The 22,122-nt window shown below is 41.8% G+C and carries 25 protein-coding genes and 1 tRNA gene; 14 read left to right on the forward strand and 12 right to left on the reverse strand.

All coding sequences use genetic code 11. The features are described from left to right. Positions 1–31 precede the first annotated feature (31 nt). The 5 genes from AAGU76_RS13155 to AAGU76_RS13175 form a co-directional block, all read right to left on the reverse strand. On the reverse strand, positions 32–709 hold the full coding sequence (locus tag AAGU76_RS13155) for an ABC transporter ATP-binding protein (protein ID WP_342485968.1): 678 nt from the start codon (positions 707–709) through the stop codon (positions 32–34). Next, the gene (locus AAGU76_RS13160) at positions 699–1,451 is read right to left on the reverse strand and encodes an ABC transporter permease subunit (RefSeq protein WP_342485969.1); all 753 of its coding nucleotides are present in this window, start codon (positions 1,449–1,451) and stop codon (positions 699–701) included. The genes AAGU76_RS13155 and AAGU76_RS13160 overlap by 11 nt, the downstream gene beginning before the upstream one ends. Then, complete coding sequence (locus tag AAGU76_RS13165; protein ID WP_342485970.1) at positions 1,426–2,457, reverse strand: MqnA/MqnD/SBP family protein; 1,032 nt, start codon at positions 2,455–2,457, stop codon at positions 1,426–1,428. Before AAGU76_RS13165 ends, AAGU76_RS13160 begins: the two co-directional genes overlap by 26 nt. 12 nt (positions 2,458–2,469) lie before the next feature. Beyond that, positions 2,470–2,715 (reverse strand): TM1266 family iron-only hydrogenase system putative regulator, encoded by a 246-nt coding sequence (locus AAGU76_RS13170; RefSeq protein WP_342485971.1) that lies wholly within the window; start codon positions 2,713–2,715, stop codon positions 2,470–2,472. Positions 2,716–2,875: 160 nt separating this feature from the next. Next, positions 2,876–3,082 carry a helix-turn-helix transcriptional regulator gene (locus AAGU76_RS13175; RefSeq protein WP_342485972.1) on the reverse strand — a complete coding sequence of 69 codons (207 nt, stop codon included), beginning with the start codon at positions 3,080–3,082 and terminating at the stop codon, positions 2,876–2,878. A 327-nt stretch (positions 3,083–3,409) separates the two neighbouring features. On the opposite strand from AAGU76_RS13175, the gene AAGU76_RS13180 reads away from it, so the two are divergent. The 3 genes from AAGU76_RS13180 to gltX all read left to right on the forward strand — a co-directional run bounded on the left by AAGU76_RS13180 (position 3,410) and on the right by gltX (position 5,710). Beyond that, positions 3,410–3,847, forward strand: coding sequence for a GNAT family N-acetyltransferase (locus tag AAGU76_RS13180; RefSeq protein WP_342485973.1), 438 nt, complete (start codon positions 3,410–3,412; stop codon positions 3,845–3,847). A gap of 67 nt (positions 3,848–3,914) precedes the next feature. Then, positions 3,915–3,989 (forward strand) — tRNA-Glu (locus tag AAGU76_RS13185). A 74-nt stretch (positions 3,990–4,063) separates the two neighbouring features. After that, on the forward strand, positions 4,064–5,710 hold the full coding sequence (gltX, locus tag AAGU76_RS13190; RefSeq protein WP_342485974.1) for a glutamate--tRNA ligase: 1,647 nt from the start codon (positions 4,064–4,066) through the stop codon (positions 5,708–5,710). A gap of 50 nt (positions 5,711–5,760) precedes the next feature. Here gltX and AAGU76_RS13195 read toward each other — a convergent pair whose 3' ends face one another. The 6 genes from AAGU76_RS13195 to AAGU76_RS13220 all read right to left on the reverse strand — a co-directional run bounded on the left by AAGU76_RS13195 (position 5,761) and on the right by AAGU76_RS13220 (position 13,032). Continuing rightward, positions 5,761–6,972: an aspartate aminotransferase family protein gene (locus tag AAGU76_RS13195; RefSeq protein WP_342485975.1), complete on the reverse strand. Its 1,212-nt coding sequence runs from the start codon at positions 6,970–6,972 to the stop codon at positions 5,761–5,763. Beyond that, positions 6,965–7,852, reverse strand: coding sequence for an acetylglutamate kinase (gene argB, locus AAGU76_RS13200; RefSeq protein WP_342485976.1), 888 nt, complete (start codon positions 7,850–7,852; stop codon positions 6,965–6,967). The genes AAGU76_RS13195 and argB overlap by 8 nt, the downstream gene beginning before the upstream one ends. Next, positions 7,830–9,083, reverse strand: a complete 1,254-nt coding sequence (argJ, locus tag AAGU76_RS13205) for a bifunctional glutamate N-acetyltransferase/amino-acid acetyltransferase ArgJ (protein WP_342485977.1) — start codon at positions 9,081–9,083, stop codon at positions 7,830–7,832. The genes argB and argJ overlap by 23 nt, the downstream gene beginning before the upstream one ends. Positions 9,084–9,104: 21 nt before the next feature. Beyond that, the gene (gene argC, locus AAGU76_RS13210; RefSeq protein WP_342485978.1) at positions 9,105–10,145 is read right to left on the reverse strand and encodes an N-acetyl-gamma-glutamyl-phosphate reductase; all 1,041 of its coding nucleotides are present in this window, start codon (positions 10,143–10,145) and stop codon (positions 9,105–9,107) included. 544 nt (positions 10,146–10,689) lie between these two features. Beyond that, complete coding sequence (gene feoB / locus AAGU76_RS13215; protein WP_342485979.1) at positions 10,690–12,795, reverse strand: ferrous iron transport protein B; 2,106 nt, start codon at positions 12,793–12,795, stop codon at positions 10,690–10,692. Positions 12,796–12,810: 15 nt separating this feature from the next. Continuing rightward, the gene (locus AAGU76_RS13220) at positions 12,811–13,032 is read right to left on the reverse strand and encodes a FeoA family protein (protein WP_342485980.1); all 222 of its coding nucleotides are present in this window, start codon (positions 13,030–13,032) and stop codon (positions 12,811–12,813) included. Between the two features lie 159 nt (positions 13,033–13,191). Between AAGU76_RS13220 and AAGU76_RS13225 the strand changes: the two genes are divergently transcribed. Beyond that, positions 13,192–13,644 carry a metal-dependent transcriptional regulator gene (locus tag AAGU76_RS13225; RefSeq protein ID WP_342485981.1) on the forward strand — a complete coding sequence of 151 codons (453 nt, stop codon included), beginning with the start codon at positions 13,192–13,194 and terminating at the stop codon, positions 13,642–13,644. 130 nt (positions 13,645–13,774) lie between these two features. Here the strand turns inward: AAGU76_RS13225 and AAGU76_RS13230 are convergent, their stop codons facing one another. Continuing rightward, the gene (locus AAGU76_RS13230) at positions 13,775–13,906 is read right to left on the reverse strand and encodes a hypothetical protein (RefSeq protein WP_342485982.1); all 132 of its coding nucleotides are present in this window, start codon (positions 13,904–13,906) and stop codon (positions 13,775–13,777) included. A 137-nt stretch (positions 13,907–14,043) separates the two neighbouring features. Here AAGU76_RS13230 and AAGU76_RS13235 point away from each other — a divergent pair, with 137 nt between their 5' ends. The 10 genes from AAGU76_RS13235 (at position 14,044) to AAGU76_RS13280 (ending at position 22,112) form a co-directional block, all read left to right on the forward strand. After that, on the forward strand, positions 14,044–14,802 hold the full coding sequence (locus AAGU76_RS13235) for an ABC transporter ATP-binding protein (RefSeq protein ID WP_342485983.1): 759 nt from the start codon (positions 14,044–14,046) through the stop codon (positions 14,800–14,802). Beyond that, on the forward strand, positions 14,783–15,604 hold the full coding sequence (locus AAGU76_RS13240; protein ID WP_342485984.1) for an ABC transporter permease: 822 nt from the start codon (positions 14,783–14,785) through the stop codon (positions 15,602–15,604). Before AAGU76_RS13235 ends, AAGU76_RS13240 begins: the two co-directional genes overlap by 20 nt. A gap of 104 nt (positions 15,605–15,708) precedes the next feature. Further along, positions 15,709–16,248: a helix-turn-helix domain-containing protein gene (locus tag AAGU76_RS13245; protein WP_342485985.1), complete on the forward strand. Its 540-nt coding sequence runs from the start codon at positions 15,709–15,711 to the stop codon at positions 16,246–16,248. Between the two features lie 167 nt (positions 16,249–16,415). Then, positions 16,416–17,621, forward strand: a complete 1,206-nt coding sequence (locus AAGU76_RS13250) for a DUF819 family protein (RefSeq protein ID WP_342485986.1) — start codon at positions 16,416–16,418, stop codon at positions 17,619–17,621. A 10-nt stretch (positions 17,622–17,631) separates the two neighbouring features. Continuing rightward, positions 17,632–18,606 (forward strand): dipeptidase, encoded by a 975-nt coding sequence (locus AAGU76_RS13255; RefSeq protein ID WP_342485987.1) that lies wholly within the window; start codon positions 17,632–17,634, stop codon positions 18,604–18,606. Positions 18,607–18,766: 160 nt separating this feature from the next. Then, positions 18,767–19,312, forward strand: a complete 546-nt coding sequence (locus AAGU76_RS13260) for a hypothetical protein (protein WP_342485988.1) — start codon at positions 18,767–18,769, stop codon at positions 19,310–19,312. Further along, positions 19,302–20,075: a TatD family hydrolase gene (locus AAGU76_RS13265; RefSeq protein ID WP_342485989.1), complete on the forward strand. Its 774-nt coding sequence runs from the start codon at positions 19,302–19,304 to the stop codon at positions 20,073–20,075. The genes AAGU76_RS13260 and AAGU76_RS13265 overlap by 11 nt, the downstream gene beginning before the upstream one ends. A gap of 8 nt (positions 20,076–20,083) precedes the next feature. Then, on the forward strand, positions 20,084–20,674 hold the full coding sequence (locus tag AAGU76_RS13270; protein WP_342485990.1) for a DNA-3-methyladenine glycosylase: 591 nt from the start codon (positions 20,084–20,086) through the stop codon (positions 20,672–20,674). 62 nt (positions 20,675–20,736) lie between these two features. Then, entirely contained in the window at positions 20,737–21,177 is a 441-nt protein-coding gene (locus AAGU76_RS13275) for a MarR family transcriptional regulator (RefSeq protein ID WP_342485991.1), read from the forward strand. Between the two features lie 92 nt (positions 21,178–21,269). After that, positions 21,270–22,112 carry a DegV family protein gene (locus tag AAGU76_RS13280; RefSeq protein WP_342485992.1) on the forward strand — a complete coding sequence of 281 codons (843 nt, stop codon included), beginning with the start codon at positions 21,270–21,272 and terminating at the stop codon, positions 22,110–22,112. Positions 22,113–22,122 lie beyond the last annotated feature (10 nt).

Genomic DNA, 22,122 nt, shown 5'->3' on the forward strand with positions numbered 1-22,122 from the left:
ATAAGTTAATTCTAATTTCCGAAATTTTACTTTATACTGAAAGCAAAATTTTTTTTATACTTTCCATATCCTCTGTTTTTTCAACATCGACAGTCGAAACAATTTCCACAGGGCGGTTTTTTATTATGTATATGGTATGGGACAGATATACTGCCTCGTCCACATCATGAGTGATGAATATGACAGTTTTTTTGTTTTCATTCCAAAGATTTTTGAACAGTGAAATCATTTCCTGTTTGAGCTTCATATCAAGACCCTTGAACGGTTCGTCCATAATAAGCACGTTGGAGGGATATGCAAAGGCTCTTGCAATTGAAACCCTTTGAGCCATGCCTCCGCTGAGGGCAGCAGGCTTGTAATCCCTGCTGCCTGAAAGTTCAACCATCTCCAGGCAGCTTTCAATCACATGCTTCCTTTTGTGGTCATCGTAAACATCCCTCAGCACGAAATCTATGTTGTCGTAAACGCTGTACCACGGCAGAAGCCTCGGTTCCTGAAACACATAGGAATATACAGCGTTTTCGGTGCCTGTGACAATTCCTTCATCTACGGAAACCAGGCGGGCGGCAATATTGGCTATGGTGGTCTTTCCCACGCCTGACGGGCCGAAAAGGCAGGTTATTTCATCTTCGGTGAATGAAACAGAAAAATTCTTCAGCAAAGTCATGCTGTCAAATTTTTTAGTCACGCCTACCAGTTTAATCATCATCTTCACCTGCTTTAAAAATTATTTTCAACAAAGTTTCGAATGCTGCGCTTAAGAGTATTATTATGATGGTCCATGCAAACAGATCAGGTATTTCCAGATAAACTTTGGAGTCGTACAAAAATCCGCCTATGGAATACTTGGGAAGGCTCAGCACCTCCGCGGCGGAAGTAACCTTCCAGCTTATGCCCAGCGCCGACAGCATGCCAGCCTTTATGTATGGCAGGGCGCTGTAGAAATAAACCGACTTCAGGACATGAATTTTTTTTATGCCGTATATCTTGCACATCTGCAGGAGCTTTTCATCCGCAGAGCCGATTCCGCTGACGGTGTTTGTCCATATAATGGGAAAGCACATGAGAAATGCCACAAATATGGGAACGTTGGAGTCCTTGAACCACATTATTGCGATGATTATTATGGACATGACAGGTACTGTCCTGATGATGCTGACCAGAGGATTAAAAAGGTTGTAAAGGGGCTTGCTCAGCCCGCATAAAAATCCGAATATTATTCCAGAAACAGTTGAAACGACGAATCCGAAGATTGTCCTGTACGTGCTGAACAAAATTGTTATGTAGGTTTCCTTTTCAAACAAAAGGCTGTAAAGAGCCTTGAATGTTGAAACGGGAGAAGGGAGATAAATCTCCTGACCGATGATCAGAGACAATATCTCCCACAGTGTTATCCAAAATGCTGTTATGAAAAGATTCCTGTGCTTACTCTGCAAAATAGAATTCATCATCTGGCATGCTTCCTCCCACCGAAGCAGGGTTAGAATCAAACAGTATCTGATAGAAGCTGTTCAGGCCTTCCTTTACATCCTTGGATGCCTCGTAGGTTATGCCGCAGTAAGGGATCGCTTTTTCAACTATGGCAGCACTGGGCATTATGCCGTTTTTTTCAACAAGAACTGAAACATCCTTGGGATTTTCCAAAACCCAGCTTACAGACTTTTCATACTGCTTTAAAAACTCATCCACAAACTCCTTGTTGTTTTGTGCAAATTCTTTGTTGACAACTATGCATCCTGTATACAGCTCGCTTGCTCCCTTGGTTGCTTCCTTCCATGCCAGGTTCAGGTCGATGAGCATTTTCACATTCTGGTTTTTAATTGAAGTCTGGGTAACGAAGGGCTGAGGAAGAAGCGCCACCTTAGTGTCTTCTGCAATGACTGACTGAGCCAGAGTAGCGTGGTCGGCGCTGTAATCAAGCTCAACCTTGCCTTCCAATCCGTTTTGTTTCAGTATGTAATTCATGGCGTAGTCAGGTGTGGAGCCCTTGGCGCTCATTCCAAGTGTTTTGCCTTCCAGCTCTGCAATGGAGGATGTTCCATCGCTCCCTACAATGTAAAGATTACCGACGGTGTTGACAGCCATGAGCTGGATCTTGCCTCCGGTTTTATTGTACAACACTGCTGCCAGGTTTATGGGAACAGAGGAAATCTGTATGTCTCCGTTTATGATTTTTGCGCTCAGGGAATCAGGAGCGCTTTCTGCTATGTACTCAACGTTGTAGCCTTCGCTGTTCATTGCTTTTTCATCGATCATTTTGATCATTCCTATTGAAGTAGGTCCCATGAGTCCTGCAATAGTCACATTGACAGGGTCTTTGATCTCTGCTTTTTTGTCAGATGGCTGCTGACTTTCTGAAGCCTGCGGCTCCTGAGCAGGTGTATCACTCTTAACGGCACAACCTGTGAATATTGATAATATCAATGCCACAACCAACAATAAACTTAATTTTTTCATTGTATCCTCCGATTATTTTTTGGACAAGGCGCTTTTTACGCTGAGTCCTTTGATTTTTCCAAGCTTTCCGCTAAGAGCGCCTATTTCGTCGTTTGTTCCGTCTACAATGATGGAAATCACGTTCACTCCGCGTTCCTTATAGGGGATGCCCATTCTGCCTATGATGATATTGCCGTACTGGTGAAGAATATCATTGACAATGGCTATCTGTGACAAATCTTCAATTACTATTCCTATGACACCCAATCTTTTATCCATGCTTCCTCCTTACAAAAAATAATTCCCTGCATGCGCAAGGAATGATCATAGAGAACATTTTTATTTGTTTCCTTGCCCTTAGAAAAATCCTTAAGCTTAGATTTGATATTAATTTAACATGAGTTTGAGATTAAATCAACTGCAATAATGTTAAGATTATTTAATTGTTTTGCTCATCTGCCAGCAGTTCATCGACTGAAATGCTGAAGTGTTGAGCAAAGGATGACAAATAAAAATCAGACGGTTTTTCCTCGTTGCTTTCGTAAAGTTTGATTCTTTCCTTAGGTACATTCAAAACTATGCCGAGCTCCTGCTTGGTCATATCGTTTTCCTTGCGGATTTTTCTCATCTTTTCGCCTAAAGTCATAGCCCACCTCTGGTTTTATTTATTTTATTTATTATATCATGGTGCTAGCCGCATACCGGCTTGTTTCACAACAATACAACAAATACATTCCAGACAAAGGCATCAGCCTTTGTTTCCTTGATTTATTATAACACAAAGCGGGAAAAACAACAAGGAAATTGAAAGCGCAAATTATGCGGTGGAATGGTGAGATGTTAAGTCCTTAAGTCAAAGGCTATATGAACGCTCCACATCATGTTTTAGTGCCGGATACTGATGAAATTTATTTTTCGTATACATTTTATGATGAAAATGATATAATCGTATCAAATTATGAAGAGGTGCTTTATGATATCTACAAAGTGGTTTCAGGGAAAAGAAAATCTTAACGATGCCATGAGCATCAGAAAAAAGGTGTTCTGCAGCGAGCTTGGCATTGATGAAAGCATGATTTCGGATTTTTATGATGAATTTGCCTTCAGCCTTGTTGCCTATGAGGATGATGTGCCGAAGGGAACGGGAAGGCTTCTGTTTAAGGACGGCAGGTTTTACATAGACATGGTGTGTGTTTCTAAGGAGTCAAGAGGAAAAAATATCGGGGACCTGATGGTTAGGATGCTTGTGAGAAAAGCCCACGACATGGGTGCAGAAAAGACATATGCCATGGTAGGAGAAAATTGCATGGAACTGTTTGAGAACATAGGCTTTGAAAAAATCTCCATGGTAAACAGCAACCAGACTCTGATGGCAAAGACAGGCGATGTTGGAGGTCACTGCAGACAATAGATAGATTTTTATAAAAATAATAGACAATAAGTTCCAATGAGTATATAATTATATCGGCAAATAATATGACTCATTGGTCAAGTGGTCAAGACGCCACCCTCTCACGGTGGAATCAGTGGTCCGACTCCCCTATGGGTTACCAAGAATATAAGGGACGGTGATTAATGCCGTCTTTTGTTTTAATACTAGCGCCTGGCGCAAATTATGGAGGAAAAAATGGATTATAAGAAACTGGCAGAAATTTTGTTTCCGGATATAAAAGAATCGGTTGAATACTATGAAAATGAAGTGTTTCCAAAAAGAAATCTGAAGGAAGGAGCTAAGGTTACAAGGCTGGCTCCAAGTCCTACAGGGTTCATACATCTTGGAAACCTGTACGGCGCCTTTGTAGATGAGAGACTGGCGCACCAGAGCGAAGGCGTGTTCATGCTTAGAATCGAGGACACGGATGAAAAACGAAAGGTTGAAGGGGCAGTTGAAACAATCATATCATCCCTTGAATATTTCGGAGTCAGATTTGACGAAGGTGCAGGTATTGAAGGAGAAATAGGAAACTACGGACCTTACTTTCAAAGCAATCGCGGCAAAATATATCAGTGCGTTGCAAAGCACCTGGTTGAAATGGGAAGGGCATACCCATGCTTCTGCACCGAAGAGGAGCTTGAGGAAACCAGGAAAAAACAGGTTGAAGAAAATGTGAACACAGGCTACTACGGCAAGTGGGCAAAGGACAGGGACCTTACTCTGGAAGAGGTTCAGAAGCATCTTGACAACAACGAGGAATTTGTTGTCAGATTCAAATCCATGGGAACCGAAGAAGGAACATTTGAAATAGATGATGCCATAAGAGGTCATCTTACAATACATGAAAACTACCAGGACATAGTGATACTGAAGACCAACGGCATACCTACGTACCATTTCGCCCATGTGGTTGATGACCGTCTCATGAGAGTTACTCACGTTGTAAGGGGAGAGGAATGGCTTTCGACGCTGCCTATCCATTACGAAATTTTCAACACTCTGGGTTGGGAAACTCCCGTTTACTGCCATACGGCACATCTCATGAAAATGGATAACGGAGCCAAGAGAAAGCTTTCAAAGAGAAAGGATCCGGAACTTGGCCTTGGCTACTATATGGATCTGGGATACCATCCATCAGCTGTGAGGGAATATCTGCTTACCATACTCAACTCCAACTATGAAGAATGGAGAATACAAAATCCTGACAGCCCTGCGGAGGAATTTAGCTTCACTCTTGAAAAAATGAGCAACTCCGGTGCCCTGTTTGACCTTGATAAACTGAACAACATAAGCAAGGACGTTTTGTTAAAGTTCCCTGCCGAAGAAATTTATGAATTCCTACTGAATTGGGCAAAGGGACACAAGGCTGAAATAGCGGGACTGCTGTCAGAAAACAAGGAAGCTGTCATAAGGCTCTTGAATGTTGGGAGAACCGGCGACAAGCCCAGGAAAGACCTTATGTACTGCCAGCAGATATTTGAATTTATAAGCTACTTTTTTGACGAATATTTCCAGATTGTCGATAGGTATCCTGAAAACATAGAGGCTGAGGAAGCAAGAAAGCTTCTTCAAGCATATATGGAAACATACGATCACTCAGACGACCAAACCGGGTGGTTTGAAAAGATAAGAGTCATAGCACAGGATAACGGATATGCAGCAAAGCCTAAGGACTATAAGAAAAACCCCGAACTGTACAAGGGACATGTGGGAGATGTGAGCTCCGTCGTAAGGATTGCGCTGGTAGGTCGCGCCACGTCGCCTGATATATGGGAGCTTCAGCAGATAATGGGCGAAGAAAAGGTTAGAGCAAGAGTAGAAAGAGCAATTAAGAATTAAGAGTGAAGAATTAAGAATGAAATGAAAAGAGCTGCTTGGGCAGCTCTTCTTTAGGCTTTTTCAGTTGATAAAATTGTCTCTTCTATGGCAGACTTGAACTTTGTTATCATTTCATCCACGTGTTCCTTGGTTATTACCAGCGGGGGAACCAGTCTCACCACATTTTTGCCGGCTGTAATTATTATGAGTCCTTTTTCCTGAGCCTTCAGGATAATGTCTCCCACAGGAACCGAAAATTCAATTCCCTGCATGAAGCCTTTGCCTCTTCTTTCCTTTATGAAATCATACAAGGACACAAGCTTATCCAGTTCGCTTTCCAGGTAAGGAGTTACCTCTTTCACATTTTCCAGCACATTTTCAGACTGGAACATATCGAAAACCTTGCTGACAGCGGCGCACACAAACGGATTTCCTCCGTAGGTGGTTCCGTGGTCTCCGGGAGTCATGGCTGAAGCTGTTTTTTCGTTGGCAGCGAAGGCTCCTACAGGAACTCCGCAGCCAAGCGCCTTTGCGCATGTAATTATATCGGGATCAACGCCGTAATCCTGAAATGCGAACATGGAGCCTGTTCTTCCCATACCGCACTGAATTTCATCAAAAATCAATACGATGTCATTTTCCTGGCATATGTTCTTCACGCCTTTAAGGAACTCCATTTCGGCAGGGTGGATGCCGCCCTCGCCCTGCACCGGTTCCATTATGATGGCGCATGTTTTATCAGTTACCTGTGCTTTGACGCTGTCAAGATCGTTCATTTCCGCAAATTTAACACCGGCAATCATTGGGCCGAAGGCCTTCTGGTAATCCGGGTTTCCTGTAACAGACAGTGCTCCCAGACTTCTGCCGTGAAAGGAGTTATTCAGAGATATTATTTCGTGCCCTGTTTCGCCGCTTTTGTTGAAGGCGTACTTCTTGGCAAGCTTTATGGCTCCTTCGATTGCTTCTGTACCGCTGTTGGTGAAAAATACCCTGTCCATTCCGGAAGCTGATTTTATTTTTTTGGCAGCCTCTATGGCAGGAAGGTTGTAATAGTAATTGGATGTATGCAGAAGCTTGTCAATCTGAACCTTAAGGGCATCGTTGTATTCCTTGTTGTTGTACCCCAGAGCAAAAACCGCTATTCCTGCCGCAAAGTCCAGGTACTGTTTTCCATCGGTGTCGTACAGATAAACTCCGTCTCCCTTGTCTAAAATAATTTCATATCTTTTGTATGTGTGAAGCAGGTCCTTTTCGGCCTCTTCCATGTATTTATGCTTATTCATTTCTGTTACCCCTTTCACAATTCATTATCATAGTTCCTGTTCCCTTTTTTGAGAAAAACTCCAAAAGCACTGAATGCTCTACTCTGCCGTCAATTATGTGAACGCTGGAAACTCCGTTCTCAACGGCATTGATGCAGTTTATAAGTTTTGGAAGCATTCCTCCTCCTGCGTTTCCGCTGTCAAGAAACTCTCTGGCTTCATGAACCGTAAGCTCCGGAATCAGGGTGGAGGAATCCTTGGGATCCTTGCACACTCCTTCAATATCCGTCAGAAAAACCAGTTTTTCTGCCTTGAGGCAGGTGGCCACTGCACATGCTACCTCATCCGCGTTTATGTTGTAGCCCTGGAAGCTGTTGTCCATGCCGATGGGACTTATGATGGGCGTAATATCATTATCAAGAAGTGTCATCAGAAGACCCGGATCAACTTCCGTAATCTTACCCACCAAACCAAGATCCTTGTCGCCGGAGCATCTTTTTTCAACCTTGATGGTGGAACCGTCCTTGCCGCTGATGCCCGCAGCCTTGACCCCAAAGCTTTCCATCAGGGAAACAAGTTCCTTGTTTAGCTTTGACAGTGCCATTTCAGCTATCTCAAGCGTCTTTTCGTCAGTGACCCTCAGGCCGTTCACAAATTTGTTCTCTATTCCAAGCTTTTCAAGCCATTTGTTTATTTCCTTGCCGCCACCGTGAACGACAACGGGTTTCAGTCCGGCTATCCTTAATACAGCAAGGTCTTCAACCACGTTTCTTTTTATGTTTTCGTCTGTCATTGCACTTCCGCCGTATTTTACTACTACAATCTTGCCGCGGTATTCCTTAATGAAAGGAAGGGCATCTGCAAGCGCTTCGGCATCTTTAAGCATAGCTTCTATTTCCATTTGGCACCTCCCAGGATGTGTAGGCTGCGTTTATTCGTACGTAATCGTATGTCAGGTCGCACCCCCATGCGGTGGCAGAAGCGCATCCCATCTTTATGTCGACGATTACGGTTATTTCCGGCTGTGAGAGGATTTTTTCGGCTGCGTCCTTGCTGTACAGCATTTCAACACCATCTTCAATCAGCTTGATTTTTCCAACGCTGCTTTCAAAATACAAATCCACTCCGTCTGGATCGAACTGAGCACCGGAATATCCCATGGCGCAGACGATTCTTCCCCAATTTATGTCGCGGCCGAAGATTGCCGCCTTTGTCAGGCTTGAAGAAATTATGGATTTTGCAAGCTTTGCGGCCTGTTCCTTGTCTGCTGCGTTTATAACCTTTGCTTCAAACAGCGATGTGGCACCTTCTCCGTCTTCGGCTATTCTCTTGGCAAAGTACGTATTGATGAAGTTCAGTGCTTCCACAAACTTCTGGTAGTCCTGGTTTTTTTCCTTTATTTCTTCGTTGCCGGCCAGACCATTGGCAAGCAGCAGCACAGTGTCGTTGGTTGATGTATCCCCGTCGACGGATATCATGTTGTAAGTGTCGTTTACGTCGCTGCTCAGAGCTTCCTGCAGAAGTTCCTTCGAGATGCACGCATCTGTGGTTATGAAGGCAAGCATTGTGCACATGTTGGGGTGTATCATGCCTGAACCTTTGCACATGCCGCCGATTACTACCTTTTTGCCTCCAAGCTCTATTTCCACAGCCAGTTCTTTTTTTCTGGTGTCAGTGGTGAGTATGGCTTCTGCTGCCAGGCTTGCGTCTTCATGGCTGCTTCCAAGCATGGGGACCAGGTTTTGAATGCCCAGCTTTATCTTGTCCATGGGGAGTTGTTTTCCTATGAGGCCTGTGGATGCCACCAGTACAGCTTCAGCAGGAATATCAAGCAGCATTCCTGTTGTTTCTGCCATGTCTTTGCAGTGGCTCATGCCTGCAGCTCCCGTACATGTGTTTGCAACGCCGCTGTTAACAACAACAGCCTGCACATAAGGAGAATTTTTAACCATTTCCATGTCCCACTTAACCGGCGCAGCCTTTACTATATTTGTAGTGAAAGTTCCTGCAACAACGCAGGGAACCTCGCTGTATATTAATGCCATGTCTTTTTTCTTTCTGCGGATTCCTGCAAAGACTCCTGCAGCCTTAAATCCCTGTGGGGTAGTAACGCCCCCTTCTTTTTCTTCCATTGATAACCTCCTGATATTGTATTATGGAAACATGGGTGTTTGTAAAAGCCCTGTTTCTTCCTTGATTCCAAACATTATGTTCATGTTCTGCACAGCCTGGCCTGCAGCTCCCTTCACCAGATTATCCATGGCTCCCATGATGATTATCCGGTTGGTTCTTTGATCTATTTTAAAGTTTATGTCAACGTAGTTGCTTCCTTCAACCCATTTTGTCTGAGGAAAAACGTCGTTTTCCAAAATACGTATGAATGTTTCGTCTTTATAGTATTTTTCATAGGCGTTTCTGACTTCATGATATCCTACGCCTTTTTTCAGCGAAGCATATGATGTTGTCAGAATTCCTCTGTTCATGGGAACCAGGTGCGGCGTGAAGTTAATGAGCACACTCGCATCTGCTGCGTAAGACAGCTGTTCCTCTATCTCAGGGGTATGCCGGTGGTCTGTTACCCCGTACGCTTTTATGTTTTCGTTGATTTCACAGAACAAATGGTCTGTTTTTAAACCTCTGCCTGCACCGGATGCACCGGATTTGGCGTCTACAATGATTGAATTAACATCTACCAGATTTTCTCTAAGCAGCGGATAGATGGATAGTGTGGTGCAAGTTGGGTAACACCCTGGATTTGCAACAAGTCTTGCGTTTTTTACGGACTGTCTGTTTATTTCACACAGACCATATACCGCTTCTTCTATGAAATCCGGATTCTTATGCTGCAAGCCGTACCATTCTTCATAGACTTTTACGTCCTTGATTCTGAAGTCTGCGCTTAAGTCGATAACCCTGCACTTTGATAGTATGCTGCTGCTTATGAGCGACGAACAGTAGCCCTGGGGAGTTGCCGTAAATATAACGTCAACAGCTTCCGACAATTCTTCCAGATTGTCATCAAGACATGGGTCTTGAACAATTTCGAAGAAATTTTGAAATATTTCAGAATATTTCCTGTCTATATAGCTCTTTGAACCGTACCATTTTATTTCGGCTTCCTTGTGGCCCAGAAGAAGTCTTGCAAGTTCTCCTCCTGCGTATCCGGTTGCTCCTATAATTCCTGCCTTAATCATTGTTTCTCCTTTCCTTGGACTAATAAAGAATAATTTCTAGAATTTATGGATGATTATATAACTATTGTTTTAAGGATGCAAGCATTTTTTTTGCATTTTCCAAAAAAATTTTCATGCCTGAACATTGCATATTAGTGTGAATAATTATTGGCTGGATGATTTGGAACAAAAAAATACGATTCAGGGAATTACTGCAGAAGTAACGGAAACTGCCAAACGATGCGCAATGAAATTGCCATGTGGACTTTTAAAATGCATACGCATAATTAGATGAAAACGATAATAATTATAATGCAAAAAAACAATTTGAAGCTACAGCTGGAACACAGTGGAAAAACAGAGAGCAAGAATGGAAAAAATATTTATAAATATGCAACAATATATTCCGCGACTACATATAAATTAATGCGATGAAGGAGAAAGGGCATATGACAGACGCAATGAACCTGTGATTTAGACGGTTAAAACATCAAAATTTAGGGGAATATTGGTAAAAAAGAAAAAATCCTTCAGAAGAAGGATTTAAACAGAGTAGTACCTGCCTTTAAAAAAGCAGGCGGTACACGGCGGTTGTTGCAAAGCAGACGGCAAATGCTGCTGCTGTGGGTATCAGGAATGCGGCTAAAGTCCACTTAATGCTTCCGGTTTCTCTTTTCACCGTCCACAGCGTTGTTGAGCAGGGCCAATGCAGCAGGCTGAACAGCATTACATTGATGGCTGTAAGAGGTGTCCAGCCGTTTTGAACTAAAATGTCCCTTAAAAACTCAACACTATGAAATTCAGTAAGCGTTCCTGTTGAAAGATAAGCCATAAGCAAAACCGGCAAAACAATCTCGTTAGCCGGAATTCCGACTATGAAGGCCATCAGAATCATTCCGTCAAGACCTATAAATGCTGCCAAAGGATCGAGAAGTTCTGATATGTGAACAAGTATGCTTGCACCCTCGATGTATGTGTTGGCAAGAAGCCATGTGACCGCTCCTGCAGGAGCTGCAACAGCTGCGGCTCGTGTAAGCACAAATGCTGTTCTATCAATAATGGAGGTGTACAGTATCCTGCCAACCTGTGGCATTCTGTATGGAGGCAGTTCCAGCGTAAATGTGGATGGAACGCCCTTTAGTATTGTAGCGGACAAAATTTTGGATACAGCAAGCGTTATGGATATCCCCATTATAACGAGCAATGTAACGAACAAAGCAGGTATCAGTCCCTTAGGAAATGACCGGTAAGATACTGCGAAGAATGCCGAAGATATTGCAATGAGCGTAGGAAACCTGCCGTTGCACGGCATGAAGTTATTGGTCAGGACCGCAAGGAGCCTTTCCCTGGGGGAATCTATTATGCGGCATCCTACAACTCCTGCTGCGTTGCAGCCCAAACCCATGCACATGCATAGGCTTTGTTTGCCGTGGGCGCATGAATTCTTGAAGTGATGATCCAGATTGAAGGCAACCCTTGGAAGATAGCCCAGGTCCTCCAGAAGGGTGAACAGCGGAAAGAATATTGCCATGGGAGGAAGCATGACGGCTACAACCCAGGCAAGGGTTCGATACGCTCCGTCTGCCAGTAAACCCCTTAAATAGTCCGAAGCTCCCAGAGATTTAAGCCATTCGGACAGAGTGTCCTGAAATCCGAAAAAAATTCCGCTCAGGAATTTTGAAGGATAGTTTGCCCCCTGTACCGTTATCCAGAATATGAAACCGAGCATAAGAAGCATTATGGGAAGTCCGAAGACCTTTGAAGTCACAATGTCGTCTATTTTTTTGTCACGGTAAATCTTACTCATGTCTTCTTTTACGTATTTTTGAGTGAGAAGGTTGGCGTAATCATAGTTTTGTTCGGATATTCGTTCTCTTGAATTTTTTTTGTCCGCACCAAGATTAAATGTTTCTGTCAGTTCCTCTGCCTGCGCCTTATCAAGATGACGGGCCTTTTTTTCTGAAAATATATCTGTATCGCTGTCAATAAGCCTGAGAGCCGTCCACCTTGTGTTTAGAACATTCATTTCTTCCAGTACGGGAGTGATAGATTGAACCTTTTTTTCAGTTTCCTCGTCATACCTGACGACAGACGGAATATAAATCGGTTGCTGCATGGAGATTTTCTCTATTGTGCTTTTAAGTTCATCCATTCCTGATCCGTCTCTTGCGGAAGTCATCACAACAGGAATGTTGAGTTCTTCCTGAAGGCCCTTCCTGTCTATAGTGATGTTTTTCTTCCTGGCCTCATCAATGAGGTTTATGCAAAGTATGACCCTGTCTGTTATTTCAGAAATCTGAAAAACAAGGTTCAGATTTCTTTCCAGACAAGTGGCATCCGCAACCACCACAACGGCTTCATAATCGCCGTAGCAGAGAAAGTCCCTGGAAACCTCTTCATCCTTTGAAGAAGTAAACAAAGAATAGGAACCCGGCAGGTCCACAAGCACGTACTTCATGGAGTTGTGCATGTATTCTCCTCTTGCTGAAACTACTGTCTTGCCGGGCCAGTTTCCCGTATGCTGCTTTAGCCCTGTCAGGGAATTGAAAACCGTGCTTTTTCCAGTGTTTGGATTTCCAGCCAGCGCAATAACGTATTGATTGTCAGATTTTTCTATATTAAAGACATCCTTCATCTTGCCCGGTTTAACTGATTGTGCAGTAAGACCCAATTCACACACCCCTTCCTATACTATCTCTATTTGCCTGGCTTCTTCGTGTCTGAGGGCAATCATTGCCCCTCTTATTCTGTAAACAGTCAGATTGTTTGCCGGCCCTTTTCTCAATACCTCTATAAGAGCTCCGCTGGTAACTCCCAGTGCCAGCAGCCTTTCCTTCAAAGAACCGTTGGCAGAGTTGCTTTTTACTTTAACTGTATCGCCTACATCTGCATCAGTGAGAATTTTCATGTTAGTCTCCTGTCATAATAAATTTTTGAAATAATATTATATTAGTGCACCGCAATTCTTGCTTACGCTGATAAAATATTAGTGAATTTTTAGCCTAAGCTAACATTCTTAAATCATATTATGAGCCGATGTCTTTTTTGACACTAAAAGGGGGGTACCATGAAGGAAGGAGAATTTTACACTCTCAGGGGATACAAAATAAAAAACGAAGAAGTTCTCTCAGAGTCCATGGAAGATTACATTGAGATGATATACAGGCTGAGCCTTACGAACAGTGAAGTTAGGGTTAATGACCTTTCGGTATCTCTTAATGTCCAGCCTCCTTCCACCACAAAGATGATAAAGAGACTTTCAAAGGAAGGATATGTGTTTTATGAGAAATACGGTTTTATCAGACTCACGGAAAAAGGAACTGACATAGGAGCATACCTTATGAAGAGACACAGAACCGTGTCGAAATTTCTGGAAATCATAGGCGTGGAAAATGATTTGTTAGAGCAAACCGAAAAATTGGAGCACGCAATATATGAAAATACGCTGAATAAACTGTATGAATTGACTGACTTTTTAAAAAATAGTTCGGAATATCAAAAATATATTACGAAAAATTAATAAAAAATTTGTTGAAAACATATGTCACTTTTTTATATAATGAGCTTGTAAAAATTCCCCCTCTATTTATTATATATTTGTTTGTTCGGTGTTTGAGCTAGGTAATCCTAGTTCACTTTTTTTTTATGAATCACTTTTCATTGGCGTCGACATCCTTCTTGCGTTCCTCAACTTCAAAGGTGTTTGGAATGTAGACGTTGCCGGGATTATCCTGCTTCTTGTTTCTCATCTTTATTTTGTTCACCAGATTTTTAAACATCATATCACCACCTTTAGTATATTTTTTCTTAAATCCATTAATATATTACTTTTTTAATTCCCATATATTTCTGCAACCATTAACTTATTTGTTTTTTTTGAATAACATAGATAATAAGTTATAGTCTTACGGAGGTAAATATGGAATATGTGTGCGAATTGAAAAACGTCTCTAAGAGATTTCATACAATAAACAATGAAACCAAGGCAATTGATGATTTGTCCTTCAAAGTAAAAAACGGGGAGATAGTATCCATCGTGGGCCCTTCCGGTTCCGGAAAATCCACTGTGCTGTCTCTTCTTGCCGGTCTTGAAAAACCTTCAGAGGGTGAAGTGATAGTCAATACAAAAAGCATTGGCTTCATGTTTCAGAAAGACCAGCTGTACGAATGGAGAAACATATATAGAAACTGCCTGATCGGTTTGGAAATAAAGCATATGGACACCGAAGAAAACAAGAAAAAGGTTTTAAGCATGCTTGAGAATTACGGTCTTTACAATTTCAGGCACCACTACCCCAGCCAGCTTTCAGGAGGAATGAGGCAGAGGGCTGCACTTGTAAGGACTTTGGCAATTGAACCTGATTTGCTTCTTCTTGATGAACCCTTTTCTGCCCTTGACTATCAGACAAGGCTTTCTGTAGGAAACGAAGTCGGTGAAATATTAAGAAGGGAAAAGATTACGACGATTCTGGTTACACATGACATACCTGAAGCAGTAAGCATGTCGGACAGAGTAATTGTGTTTACCGAAAGACCTGCCAGAATAAAGAAGGAATATGAAATAAAATTCAAGGAATGCCAGGGTGAGCGAACACCCATGAAGTGCAGAAACACTCTGGAGTTTGGCGAATATTTCAGACAGATATGGAGGGATTTGGATGTTGAAGAAGAGAAATAGATCCGGGCAGGTTGAAATTTCAAAGGAACACCAGGAATACCTCAGGAGCTTGAAAAGAGAGAAGAATTTCATCAGAATAACCCAGATTATGGTGTTTGTGCTGTTTATAATTATGTGGGAATTTTCTGCAAGGAAGGATATGATCGATACTTTTCTTACCAGCAGTCCCGGAGCGATTTTTGAACTTATTTTAAAGTACATTAAAGACGGAAGTTTGTTCAATCATTTATTTGTATCAACCACAGAGACTATTGCAGGTTTTTTGACGGGAACAATTTTGGGAATTCTGGTTTCCATACTTCTCTGGTGGTTTGAAAAGCTTGCAAGAATAACGGATCCCTACATGGTTATATTGAACAGTCTGCCCAAGACTGCACTTGCTCCCATAATAATTCTCTGGGCAGGAATGGGGTTTTCCGGCATAGTTGTGACGGCAGCTTCAATATCCGTCATAGTTACCATAATGACTCTTTATACGGGCTTCGTCAGTGTGGAAAAAGACAAGATAATACTCCTTAAAACTCTTGGAGCCAATAAGTTTCAAATCCTTAGGAAGGTTATAATACCTTCTAACATACCGAATATAATGAGTGTCATAAAGGTCAACATCGGGCTGTCCTGGATAGGTGTGATAGTTGGAGAATTCCTTGTTTCGAAGGCAGGAATCGGTTATCTGATCTTGTATGGAAGCCAGACCTTTAAGCTGGATCTCGTTATGATGGGAGTATTCATACTTGGTGTTATCGCTGCAATAATGTATTTTTTTGCCGCCTGGCTTGAGAAAAAGGTAATAAAGTATTGATGATTTTGTATCAATATTGTATAATATATTGAATAAAATATAACATAAAAAAGTTGCGATAATTGATATAGAGAACTGATGGAAAAAACCTGAAGGAGAATATTATGGAACTAGGAGAAAAAATCAGATCCTTGAGACTGAAACAAAAGATTAGCATAGAGCAGCTGTCGGGAATGACGGGGTTGAGCAAAGGGTTGATAAGCCAGATTGAGAGAGACATTACGGGTCCGTCGGTGGCATCGTTGTGGAAAATTTCAAAAGCCCTGAATGTGACGATGAATTACTTTTTTGATGAATATGATGATTTTAATCAGGTTGTGCGCAAACATGAAAGAAAGAAACTCATGATGAGGAAAGCCAGCAGGATATACGAGCTTCTGAGTCCGGACCTGAAAAAGCAGATTGAAATGCTGTGGATTGAAATTGATCCAAATGAGAAAATCGAGGATGAACTCATAAGCCATGACGGAGAGGAATGCGGGGTTGTTTTAAAAGGCACTCTGAGGGTTCTGTCAGGAGAAAAGGTTTATGACCTGAATGAAGGCGACAGCATATACCTGGATAGCACCATACCTCACAAGTACCTGAACCTGGGAGATGATGTGTCCGTATCGGTGTGGGCAATGGTTCCGCCCAGTTTTTAACAGAAAAACAAAAAGTTTAGTATAATGAAAAAATTTTAATAAATGTCAAATTTCACGTTGACATTTATTTTTTTTTAATATATAATTCTACTAATTTAAAGTTCAATATATTGAATATTATTTAATATAATTTGAACTCAAATAATCTTATTTCTTAGGAGGTCATTATGTCTAATTCATTTATCAGTCCTGATAACACGTGGGTTTTGTGGGCGTTCCTTACAGGATGGGCAGCACTCAGCATTTATCTTGAGCAAAAATACGACTGGGCTGCAAAGATTTCAGGAGCAATAATAGCTTTGATCGGTGCAATGGTATTATCCAACTTAAAAGTGATACCTGTTGATGCCCCGGCATACGACACTGTTTGGGGATACGTTGTCCCACTGGCAATTCCAATGCTTCTTTTACAGTGCAACATCAAGAAGATCTGGAAAGAAAGCGGAAGAATGCTTTTGATATATCTGGTGGGAGCTGTTGGTACAGTAGCCGGCGCAATAATTGGTTTTGTGCTGTTGGGAAAACATATACCTCACCTTGCAGAAATTGCCGGAATGATGACCGGATCGTATATCGGAGGAGGAGTTAACTTCGTGGCGGTTTCAAGTGCCTTCAGTGTTCCTGGAGAGCTGGTTTCAGCTACAGTTGTTGCGGACAACCTTCTTATGGCTTTATACTTCCTGGCGCTCATAACAATACCTACTTTGAACTTCTTCAGAAAGAATTTCAAGCATCCGTATGTGGACAAGGTTGAGAGCCTGGGAGCTGTTGAAGACGGAACGACTGCTGCAGCTTACTGGAAGGGTAAGGAGATTTCGTTGAAGGACATTGCTTTTGCAGTAGCCACAGGTTTTATTGTAGTGGCATTTTCAAAGGCTGTAGCAGGATTCTTAAGCAGCGTCATTCCTACAGGCAACATGGCCATGAGCATGATGAATGTTCTTTTCAGTAACCAGTACCTGATCATTACAACAGTGACAATGCTTCTGGCTACATTTTTCCCTGACTTTTTCGGAAACATCAAGGGAGCTCAGGAAATCGGAACATTCCTGATTTATCTGTTCTTCGTAGTTATAGGAGTACCTGCATCCATACCTCTGATCATTCAAAACTCACCGCTTCTTCTTTTGTTCTGCGGCATAGTTGTATTGGTAAATATGGCTGTAAGCTTCGGAATAGGAAAGCTTTTGAACTACAGCGTAGAGGAAATAATCATAGCATCAAATGCAAACATCGGCGGACCTACAACTGCTACAGCAATGGCTATATCCAAGGGCTGGACTGATTTGGTTGCCCCTGCCATGCTCGTTGGAGTTTTCGGATACGGAATAGGAACATATCTCGGAATAATCGTAGGAAATTTATTGCTGTAAGGAGATAATTATGATATTTGACGGCCATTCAGACATATGGACAGACGTAACCATAAAAACATTAAATGGAGACAGCGACATCGTTAGAAAATACCATTTAAACAAGATGAAAGAGGGAAATGTATCAGGCAGCATTTTTGTTATCTGGATTGATCCCCCTTATACGGCTGATCCCTGGAACAGAGCGACGCAGATTGTGGAGTCCATTAAGAAAGAGGCTGAATGTTTTAAAGACTCTGTCATGATTGCCAAATCATACAGCGACATTGAAAAAGCTCAGAGGGAAGGAAAGTTTTATGTTTTTATAGGACTTGAAGGCCTCAGCTGCATAGGAAACAACCTGGATTTGATCGACTACTTTTATGATTTTGGGGCAAGGCATGCAAGCCTTACATGGAATGAGGAAAATGCACTGGCGACCGGTGTCAGGGGTAATCCTGACAGAGGTCTGACGGAGCTTGGAAAAAAAGCGGTGCAAAAAATCAATAACAGGAAGATGCTTCTTGACGTGTCTCACCTGAACGAGAAATCTTTCTGGGACTTGGCGGAAGCAACAGACAGGCCTATAATCGCATCCCACTCAAACTGCAGGGCTCTGTGTGATGTGCCAAGAAACCTTACGGACCGCCAGCTCAAAAAAATTGCAGAGCTGGGAGGGATTGTAGGAATCAATTCCTTTAATGAGTTTGTGCACAGTGACATCGAAAAGCAGGACATCAGGATGTTAGTTCAACATATTGAACACATGGCTGATGTAATGGGAATAGATCATGTGGGTATAGGCATGGATTACTGTGATTTTCTTGATGACAGCTCCATGAGCAGCTTTAGCCAGCAGGAAACCTCATATACAAAGGGTCTCGAAGACGCATCAAAGACAAACAAGCTTCTTTTGGAAATGGCAAAGGTCGGTTTTTCCGACAAGGACATTGAAAAGGTAGCGTTTGGAAATTTCCACAGAATTATAAAAAGTGTTATAGGATAGACAATGCCCCGTTGATTTTTCAGCGGGTTTTTTATTTTGATTAAAAGTGTTTTGAAAAATTAAAATCCGACAGGTTCTTGCAATGCATATTCCTTGAAAAATAAGGAATAGTATGCTAAACTTAATTATAATCTAAATACATACGGAAGGAAAAAATAATATGGATTTTGCATCTATTGTCTATGCACTTATGGTTGTGGTAGTAACGTTCTTCATAACCATAAACATCAGAAGCAACATAAAATACAAGAAAGAAAACATGCAGGTTCTGCTTCATCTCAAGTACGATGACAAATCAACGCACCTCATAAGCAGCATTGTGATGGTTATCCTTATAATATTTGCAGGATTTTCCTTTATAGGAATGATCACCACGAAGAATTACACGAACGAAGCGGTCATGGCATCGGTAATTCTGCCTGTAATGCTGATATTTTTGTACCTGCCTATGATGAAGAAAACAAGGATTTCAACATTGGGTATTCACAAAAAAAATTATCTCATAAGGTGGGATGAAATTAAGGGAATCAACTATAACAAACCGGACAGCAAGAACAGGGTGAGGGTAAAAATAATATACAGCGTGGCTGCAAGGGACACCTCAGCAGAACTTACATTTATGAAGGATGATGCGCAGCTGGATGAATTCAAGGAAATTGTAAAGGAATACAGAAGCAAAAAGAAGGATAAAAAAAGTGGAAAATAAATTGATTGACAGCCATGCCCATCTGGATGACGAAAGCTTTGATGAAGACAGGGAAGAGGTGATTGAAAGCCTGGTTGACAACCATGTGGAAATTGTTTTGAATCCCGGGGCTGATTTGAAAACCTCAAGAAATGCTGTGGCACTTGCAGAAAAATATCCATTCATATACGCTGCAGTAGGATGCCATCCTCATGATTCAAAGTACATGAATGATGACATAATGAATATATTCAGGGAACTGGCTAAGAATAATAAGGTATTAGCAATCGGTGAGATTGGGTTGGACTATTATTACGACAACTCAGACAGGGATGTTCAGCGAACATGGTTCAGAGAACAGATAAGACTGGCCAGGGAGCTTGATTTGCCGTACATTGTCCACGACCGGGATGCTCACGAGGATATTTTCAACATAATGAAAGAGGAACACACAAGCAGCACCAGAGGAATTCTGCACTGCTATTCAGGCAGCGTCGAAATGGCAAGGGAATTCATAAAGCTCGGATTTTACATTTCACTGGGGGGGCCGGTGACATTTAAAAAATCCAAGACTCCGAAGCTGGTTGCTGCAGAGGTTCCAATTGACAGGCTTCTCATTGAAACCGATTCTCCTTATCTCACTCCTGAACCTTTCAGGGGAAAAAGAAACGAGCCCAAGTATGTGAGCTATGTAGCTTCCGAGATAGCAAGGATAAGAGAAATTACGGCTGAAGAGGTTGCCTTGAGAACAAATCAAAACTTCAGGAGATTATTCAACCTTTAGAGGATAGTATGCATAAAGTTGACAGAGCGTTTTATGACAGGGATGCCAGAACAGTTGCACAAGAGCTTATTGGGAAAATATTGGTCAGACGATACGGGGATGTTGTAATCAAAGCAAGAATTACCGAAACAGAAGCATATATTGCTGCTATAGACAAGGCCAGTCACGGCTACGGAGGGAAAATAACGCCGCGAACGCAGGTGATGTTCGGCCCTCCGGGTTTTACTTACGTATATTTCATATATGGAATGTATTACTGTCTGAACTTTGTAACGGAAGGTGAAGGTACGTGCAGCGCTGTGCTTATCAGGGCTGTGGAGCCTTTAGAACATGCCGTAAACATGTGCATGAACAGATACGGCAAACCTATGGAAAACATTTCCCCAAGGCAGCTTAAAAGTCTGTCGGACGGTCCCGGCAAACTTTGCATTGCCATGAACATCACAAAAGAGGACAACGGCAAGGACCTGTTAGGTGATGAAATTTATGTTGAGGATGACGGCTTTGAAGACTTCACTGTTGAGAAAACCAAGCGCATAAACATCGACTATGCTGAAGAAGCAAAAGATTTTTTATGGAGATATATTATGCGCACTTAGTACTTGACAAATTTTAATAATACAAATATAATTTGATTATCAAAATAATTTGAGGTGGTTTAATGAGCAATCACGAAACGGTTAACGAAATACTTGTAAGACTTTTTGCAAATATTCTGGATATAGAGGAAAAATGCCTGCGAATAGAGTTTTCTGACTTGTCAATTTCTGAAATGCATGTCATAGACAACATAGGAGAGAACAAAGAACGCACCATGTCCGACACGGCAAAGGATTTGAGGGTTACGTCAGGCACGCTTACAACTGCAGTAGATAACCTGATAAAGAAAGGCTATGTGGAAAGGCGCCGCTCGGTTGAAGACCGAAGGGTGGTTAAGATAAAACTCACTGAAAAGGGAATGGAGGCTTTCAAAGCCCATGCCGATTTTCACAAGGATCTGGTAATAAGCGCTTTACAGCAGCTTGACATCGATGAAGAGGAGCTTTTAATAAAGGTTTTGTCAAACATAGATGTATTCTTTAACAATAAATACAAGTTTTAATTAACAGATGCATATATCATATATATGGAATAAATACGCTTAAATATTTTAATAATCAAAAAATTTGAAGACTATAGTATTGAGAGGTTGTTATGGGAATTAGAATAGTAATAGACAGCACGTCAGATGTAACAGATGAAATAATTGAAAAATACAATCTGAAGATGGTTCCGCTCACAGTGAATTTTGAAAATGAACAGTTTTTGGACAAGGTTGAGCTCAGCTCCGCTGAATTTTTCGAAAAGCTTGAGAAGTCTGAAAAGCTTCCGACCACTTCCCAGGTTTCACCCGGTGCATTTGTTGAAGCCTTCAGCGAAATACTGCTTGAAGGAGACCAGGTTCTTGGAATATTCCTGGCTTCCGAATTCAGCGGTACATATGATTCTGCACGAATTGCCAAGGATATGATCGGAAGCGACAACATAAGGCTCATAGACTCAAGAAGCGTGTGCCTGGGTGCGTTTGCGCTCATTCTTGAGGCAATTGAACTTGTTGAACAGAAGAAGACAATGGAAGAAATTGTCGCAGAGCTGGAAAAATCCAAGGAGAAGATTGTGGCTGTGGCAGGACTTGATACCTTGAAATACCTTGAAAAGGGAGGAAGGCTCTCTAAAGGGCAGGCTGTTGTTGGTTCGCTTTTGAATATTAAGCCCATCATCGAAATAAAAGAAGGCAAGCTTGGAGTTATCGAAAAGGTAAGAGGAAAGAACAAAACAATAAAGTGGTTTGACGAGTGGATTGAAAAGAACAACTTTGACTTGTCTGACAAGACTGTTCTCCTGTTCCATGCCAGGTCCTATGATCAGCTGAAGCTTTTAAGGGAAACAATCGAGGAAAAATATAAAATAAAGAAAATCATTGAGCAGGAAATAGGAGCAGTAATAGGGACCCATGCAGGCCCCGGCGTGCTTGGTGTAGGATTCTTGAACAAGTAATAAAAAGTTG

It is taken from the genome of Sedimentibacter sp., assembly GCF_038562225.1.
In the GTDB taxonomy this organism is placed as follows: Bacteria; Bacillota; Clostridia; order Tissierellales; family Sedimentibacteraceae; genus Sedimentibacter.

Bases quoted from the DNA above. Each gene is read 5' to 3' on its own strand.
- AAGU76_RS13155 (WP_342485968.1), bottom strand. From the start codon at position 709: ATGATGATTAAACTGGTAGGCGTGACTAAAAAATTTGACAGCATGACT.
- AAGU76_RS13160 (WP_342485969.1), bottom strand. From the start codon at position 1,451: ATGATGAATTCTATTTTGCAGAGTAAGCACAGGAATCTTTTCATAACA.
- AAGU76_RS13165 (WP_342485970.1), bottom strand. From the start codon at position 2,457: ATGAAAAAATTAAGTTTATTGTTGGTTGTGGCATTGATATTATCAATA.
- AAGU76_RS13170 (WP_342485971.1), bottom strand. From the start codon at position 2,715: ATGGATAAAAGATTGGGTGTCATAGGAATAGTAATTGAAGATTTGTCA.
- AAGU76_RS13175 (WP_342485972.1), bottom strand. From the start codon at position 3,082: ATGACTTTAGGCGAAAAGATGAGAAAAATCCGCAAGGAAAACGATATG.
- AAGU76_RS13180 (WP_342485973.1), top strand. From the start codon at position 3,410: ATGATATCTACAAAGTGGTTTCAGGGAAAAGAAAATCTTAACGATGCC.
- gltX (WP_342485974.1), top strand. From the start codon at position 4,064: ATGGATTATAAGAAACTGGCAGAAATTTTGTTTCCGGATATAAAAGAA.
- AAGU76_RS13195 (WP_342485975.1), bottom strand. From the start codon at position 6,972: ATGAATAAGCATAAATACATGGAAGAGGCCGAAAAGGACCTGCTTCAC.
- argB (WP_342485976.1), bottom strand. From the start codon at position 7,852: ATGGAAATAGAAGCTATGCTTAAAGATGCCGAAGCGCTTGCAGATGCC.
- argJ (WP_342485977.1), bottom strand. From the start codon at position 9,083: ATGGAAGAAAAAGAAGGGGGCGTTACTACCCCACAGGGATTTAAGGCT.
- argC (WP_342485978.1), bottom strand. From the start codon at position 10,145: ATGATTAAGGCAGGAATTATAGGAGCAACCGGATACGCAGGAGGAGAA.
- AAGU76_RS13220 (WP_342485980.1), bottom strand. From the start codon at position 13,032: ATGAAAATTCTCACTGATGCAGATGTAGGCGATACAGTTAAAGTAAAA.
- AAGU76_RS13225 (WP_342485981.1), top strand. From the start codon at position 13,192: ATGAAGGAAGGAGAATTTTACACTCTCAGGGGATACAAAATAAAAAAC.
- AAGU76_RS13230 (WP_342485982.1), bottom strand. From the start codon at position 13,906: ATGATGTTTAAAAATCTGGTGAACAAAATAAAGATGAGAAACAAGAAG.
- AAGU76_RS13235 (WP_342485983.1), top strand. From the start codon at position 14,044: ATGGAATATGTGTGCGAATTGAAAAACGTCTCTAAGAGATTTCATACA.
- AAGU76_RS13240 (WP_342485984.1), top strand. From the start codon at position 14,783: ATGTTGAAGAAGAGAAATAGATCCGGGCAGGTTGAAATTTCAAAGGAA.
- AAGU76_RS13245 (WP_342485985.1), top strand. From the start codon at position 15,709: ATGGAACTAGGAGAAAAAATCAGATCCTTGAGACTGAAACAAAAGATT.
- AAGU76_RS13250 (WP_342485986.1), top strand. From the start codon at position 16,416: ATGTCTAATTCATTTATCAGTCCTGATAACACGTGGGTTTTGTGGGCG.
- AAGU76_RS13255 (WP_342485987.1), top strand. From the start codon at position 17,632: ATGATATTTGACGGCCATTCAGACATATGGACAGACGTAACCATAAAA.
- AAGU76_RS13260 (WP_342485988.1), top strand. From the start codon at position 18,767: ATGGATTTTGCATCTATTGTCTATGCACTTATGGTTGTGGTAGTAACG.
- AAGU76_RS13270 (WP_342485990.1), top strand. From the start codon at position 20,084: ATGCATAAAGTTGACAGAGCGTTTTATGACAGGGATGCCAGAACAGTT.
- AAGU76_RS13275 (WP_342485991.1), top strand. From the start codon at position 20,737: ATGAGCAATCACGAAACGGTTAACGAAATACTTGTAAGACTTTTTGCA.
- AAGU76_RS13280 (WP_342485992.1), top strand. From the start codon at position 21,270: ATGGGAATTAGAATAGTAATAGACAGCACGTCAGATGTAACAGATGAA.